The organism is Rhizobium sp. SEMIA 4085 (assembly GCF_013004495.1).
Taxonomy (GTDB): domain Bacteria; phylum Pseudomonadota; class Alphaproteobacteria; order Rhizobiales; family Rhizobiaceae; genus Rhizobium; species Rhizobium gallicum.
Genome location: NZ_JABEPH010000428.1, coordinates 1 through 4,492, shown reverse-complemented (window position 1 = coordinate 4,492; position 4,492 = coordinate 1). Strand labels below are relative to the sequence as shown.

General features: G+C 59.6%; 9 protein-coding genes. All 9 read left to right on the top strand.

From position 1 onward, the window contains the following. Positions 1-685, top strand: a 685-nt coding sequence (locus C9413_RS28305; protein ID WP_281408688.1) for a nitrogenase component 1, incomplete at its 5' end; no start/stop codon positions are given. Between the two features lie 9 nt (positions 686-694). Further along, positions 695-2,050, top strand: a complete 1,356-nt coding sequence (nifN, locus tag C9413_RS28300) for a nitrogenase iron-molybdenum cofactor biosynthesis protein NifN (RefSeq protein WP_040114272.1) — start codon at positions 695-697, stop codon at positions 2,048-2,050. Further along, positions 2,047-2,541: a nitrogen fixation protein NifX gene (nifX, locus tag C9413_RS28295; protein ID WP_040114273.1), complete on the top strand. Its 495-nt coding sequence runs from the start codon at positions 2,047-2,049 to the stop codon at positions 2,539-2,541. The genes nifN and nifX overlap by 4 nt, the downstream gene beginning before the upstream one ends. Positions 2,542-2,544: 3 nt before the next feature. Continuing rightward, on the top strand, positions 2,545-3,069 hold the full coding sequence (locus C9413_RS28290; RefSeq protein WP_052451700.1) for a NifX-associated nitrogen fixation protein: 525 nt from the start codon (positions 2,545-2,547) through the stop codon (positions 3,067-3,069). After that, complete coding sequence (locus C9413_RS28285) at positions 3,056-3,259, top strand: CCE_0567 family metalloprotein (protein WP_040114274.1); 204 nt, start codon at positions 3,056-3,058, stop codon at positions 3,257-3,259. The genes C9413_RS28290 and C9413_RS28285 overlap by 14 nt, the downstream gene beginning before the upstream one ends. After that, positions 3,256-3,573, top strand: coding sequence for a ferredoxin III, nif-specific (gene fdxB / locus C9413_RS28280; protein WP_040114275.1), 318 nt, complete (start codon positions 3,256-3,258; stop codon positions 3,571-3,573). The genes C9413_RS28285 and fdxB overlap by 4 nt, the downstream gene beginning before the upstream one ends. A 120-nt stretch (positions 3,574-3,693) precedes the next feature. Next, positions 3,694-3,867 (top strand): exopolysaccharide production repressor protein, encoded by a 174-nt coding sequence (locus C9413_RS33895; protein WP_342636407.1) that lies wholly within the window; start codon positions 3,694-3,696, stop codon positions 3,865-3,867. Positions 3,868-4,006: 139 nt separating this feature from the next. Next, entirely contained in the window at positions 4,007-4,258 is a 252-nt protein-coding gene (locus C9413_RS28270; protein ID WP_040114277.1) for an acyl carrier protein, read from the top strand. Then, positions 4,258-4,461 carry a hypothetical protein gene (locus tag C9413_RS28265; RefSeq protein WP_246703869.1) on the top strand — a complete coding sequence of 68 codons (204 nt, stop codon included), beginning with the start codon at positions 4,258-4,260 and terminating at the stop codon, positions 4,459-4,461. Before C9413_RS28270 ends, C9413_RS28265 begins: the two co-directional genes overlap by 1 nt. The last annotated feature ends 31 nt before the right edge of the window (positions 4,462-4,492 follow it).

The following is a 4,492-nucleotide window of genomic DNA, read 5'->3' as shown; positions in this document are numbered from 1 at the left end:
CGAGGCCACCGTCTATGGCATCCCCGGCGCCACCGAAGCACTCAGGCAGATCGCCAAACTGCTCGTGACAAAGGGCGCCCATCCGGAAATCCTTAAGCGCACCGAGGCACTGATCGCGCAGGAAGAGGCGATTGCGTGGCAGAAGCTCGCAGCATACCGGCCGAGGCTCCAAGGCAAGCGCGTGCTGCTCAACACCGGCGGTGTGAAGTCCTGGTCCGTTCTCCATGCGCTGATGGAGATCGGCGTTGAGATGGTCGGCACCTCCGTCAAGAAATCGACGGTCGAAGACAAGGAACGCATCAAGCAGATTCTCAAGGACGAGAACCACATGTTCGAGTCGATGGCGCCGCGCGAGCTTTACAACATGCTCGCAGACCATAAAGCCGACATCATGCTGTCGGGCGGGCGCACGCAATTCATCGCGCTGAAGGCCAAGACACCCTGGCTCGATATCAACCAGGAGCGGCACCACGCCTATGCCGGCTATGACGGCATGGTGGAACTCGTACGCCAGATCGACCTTGCCATTCACAATCCGATCTGGAGTGAGGTGCGGGAGCCGGCACCGTGGGAGCGTCAGCCTGATGTAGAGGAAGAACTGCCAAGTATGCAGGGCGAGACCGAGACTGTGTACGCCTTTCAGAAATTTGTCGGCACGACGGCCGACGGCTTCGGCAAGTGTTGAGGAAAGTCGATGGTCCATATCCTTCCCCAGACCAAATCAGCTGCGGTCAATCCGCTGAAATCGTCACAGCCGCTCGGTGCCGCACTCGCCTTTCTTGGGGTCGATCGTGCGATACCGCTGTTCCACGGCAGCCAGGGTTGCACCAGCTTCGCGCTGGTACTTTTCGTGCGGCACTTCAAGGAGGCCATCCCGTTGCAGACAACGGCGATAGATGAGGTTGCGGCGATCCTCGGCGGTATGGATCATTTGGAAGAGGCAATCCTCAACCTAAAGACCCGAACGAACCCGAAGCTGATCGGGGTCTGCACCACGGCGCTGGTGGAAACTCGTGGCGAAGACTTCGCTAGGGATCTCGCGAAGATCAAGCTGTTGCGCGCGAAAGAACTTAAAGGTACGGAGATCGTACTGGCCAACACGCCTGATTTCGACGGCGCGATCGAGGAAGGCTGGGCCACGGCCGTCACCGCAATGATCCAAAGGATTACGCTGCGCGGCGAGCAGGCGCGGCAATCGAAGAAGATAGTGATCCTGCCCGGCTGGAATCTCACGGTCGCTGATATCGAGCATTTGCGCGAGATTGTCGAAAGCTTCGGGCTTAAGCCGGTTATCCTACCGGACATCTCCGGCTCGCTCGACGGCACAGTGCCCGACGATCGTTGGGTGCCTACCACCTATGGCGGCACCCGCTTTGACGACATCCAAGAGCTTGGCACGGCGGTGCAGTGTATCGCGATCGGCGAGCATATGCGCCGCCCGGCAGAGCTGCTGCAGACGCAGACCGGAGTGCCTTACGCACTGTTCCACTCGCTGACGGGATTGAAGGGAGCCGACCGGTTCGTCTCACTGCTTTCCGCGATCTCCCGTGCGCCGGTGCCAGCAAATATCCGCCGTCACCGCGCACAGCTGCAGGACGCATTGCTCGACGGGCATTTCCATTTCGGTGGCAAGAAGATTGCAATCGCCGCCGAGCCGGACCAGCTCTACCAACTCGCCACCTTCTTCACCGGCATGGGCGCCGAGATCGCGGCGGCCGTCACCACGACCGGCACCTCAAAAATTCTCGAGGAAATGCCGGCCGAATCGCTCCAGGTCGGCGATCTTGGCGATGTCGAGGGTCTTGCCGCCGGCGCTGATCTTCTCGTCACCCATTCGCATGGACGCCAGGCGGCGGAGCGCCTTGGCATTCCGCTTATGCGCGTCGGCTTCCCGATTTTCGACCGGCTCGGGAGCCAGCACAAGCTCTCCATACTTTATCAGGGAACGCGCGACCTGATTTTCGATGTTGCCAACATCTTCCAGGCCAACCAGCGCGCGCCGCGGCCTGAATCACTTGATCCGTTTCGTAAACGAGAAATGCCCAGATGACCGCCGCCCGTCGCCTCTCCCTCGTCCCTGACGGGGTTCACTCGCCGGTCCCGAAACGGAAGGCCGGCGCGTTGCGCGTAGCAATCGCCACCCAAGATATGAAAACTCTCGACGCCCATTTCGGGTCGGCCAAGCGTTTCGCCGTCTATGACGTGAGCCGCGACGACTGGAAACTCGTGGAAGTCCTGGACTTCGAAGACGTTTCCGACGAGAGCGGGGAGCATCGGACCGAGGGCGATGACCGCATTACCCCGAAGGTGGAGGCATTGAAGGGCTGTCACCTCTTGTTCTGTCTGGCGATTGGCGGGCCTTCGGCAGCCAAGGTTGTTTCGGCAAAAATCCATCCGATCAAAGTGCCGCAACCTCAGTCCATCGAAGAGGTGCTGTCGCGAACCCGGACGATGCTCCGGACGGCTCCTCCGCCCTGGCTGCGCAAGGTGCTAACGGAAGCAGGCGCCACTGACAAGAAACCCTTCGACGATGAGGACTAAATCATGGGAACATTGACTGGTATTGCGAATGGCCCTGCTGTCAACGAGGAGTGGGATCTTGCCACTCCTTTCCTCAGATGCCTCATACGGCTAATTCGCGCTCAGGATACCCATGGGGCGTGGGAAGACAAATCGGACGCCGACCTGCTGGCCGACTTCATCCTCACCAAGGAGCAGCGCCGTGACATCCCGATCATCGGCGATCCCGATCCGGACGTGCTGTGGAGGCTCCAGGTTTTTTACAGTTGCGTGGGACTGGTGATCGAAGAGCGCTCCGGCCTGGTGGCATCGCCGATCATGACGATGAGCCACGAGGGCTTTGGCCGCGTGGTTCTCACGACCGGGCGGTTGGTCGTTCTGTCGAAGACCCTGCGCGATGTCCACCGGTTCGGCTTTGAGACGTTTCGCAAACTCGCCGACGCCGGCACGAAACTGGTCGACGATGCGGTCGCAGCCATCGAAAACTATCCCAACGTGGCGCTTGCGGATGGGCCTGGTTTTCGAGGAAGAGATCATGTCAAATCTTGAGGAGCAGCTTAAGAAAGTCCGCAAACTGCAGTCACGTGCGGCAACTGCGAAAATGGAGTTGCACGATCTTGCCGAGGATCTTCCGATCAACTGGACTAGGATCAAGACTGTCGCACGGAAAACGTTCGACGCCTTTGCCGAGTTGGAAAGCGCGAAGGAAGAGCTTTCCACGTTGGAGAATTCACGATGACCGGCCGTTTCGTCACGCGCGATGGCTCCAGCTGGGTGCCGGAGTATCTGACCGCTATCGATGGCACGACCTGCATCGGTTGTGGCCGGTGCTTTAAGGTTTGCTCGCGCGAGGTCATGCACCTTTACGGCATCGATGACGCGGGTGAAATCCTCGGCATCTGCGACGACGAGGACGACGACTTCGATGGCGAGCTCAATCGCATGATCATGGTCATCGACCATGCCGGCCGTTGCATTGGCTGCGGAGCCTGTGCCCGCGTCTGCCCGAAGAACTGCCAGACTCATGTTGCCGCAGACAAGGTTGCCGCGTGATCTTGCGAACAAATCAGGAGAACAGTGTTGCCCTTCAGAATCTTTTTCTGCCTCCTGCTGCTCGTCGTCGGCGCCAGCGCCCTAACGAGCTACTTAGTCTCGCATTCCATCCGCAGCGTAATGGTCACAACGATGGGTGCTTGGCTCCTTCTACAAGTGGCTTATTTCGCAAGCGTGCTCTTTCTCATCTGGCGATCTAGCCGCGCTCAGAGCGGTCGCCAAAGGGCTAAGCGTTTCGATCATTGCCAGGAAGGACGCTATCAGTCGCAAGCGTATCATGAGGGCGATAAATGAATGCTCAGACGCGCTCCAACTGGGTCAAACCCTCCGCGTATCGGCGCTCCCTTAGGTGCGCTTTCCCTATTACTTCTCGGCTCAGGATAAGACGGCGTCACTGTCATCGTGTTTGCGATTACCCTAGAGGGACTCCAGGATGAATGAGACTATTCGCGATTTGCTGGCCAAGTGTGGTGCGCTCCCCGTCACGATGGATCAGATTGCCGACGACGCCGATCTCTATGCGGCGGGCTTGTCTTCCTTTGCGTCGGTGCAACTCATGCTCCGCATCGAAGAGGCTTTCGATATCGAGTTTCCCGACAATCTGCTGAACCGCAAATCCTTCGCCAGCATCGTCGCCATCGAAAAGACGGTCGGCATGATCCTGGATAGCCGAAAGGTCATCTGATGAATGTCGCGGGCGCTTCAATTGAAGCCAGGGCCGAAGACGCGGCGGCGGTGCGCGCCGCGCGCGTCGCGGCGATCGCCAGCAAATATGCTGATGAAGTCGGTGCCGAAGGCCGCTGCCCGCGCGAGGCTGTGGATGGGATGCGCGGCGAAAGGGAGCTGTCGATCCAGATGACCGCCGAGATGGGGGGGGAGGGGGGGTAGAGCACCGCGACGGCGGGGCTGTGGTCGAGCG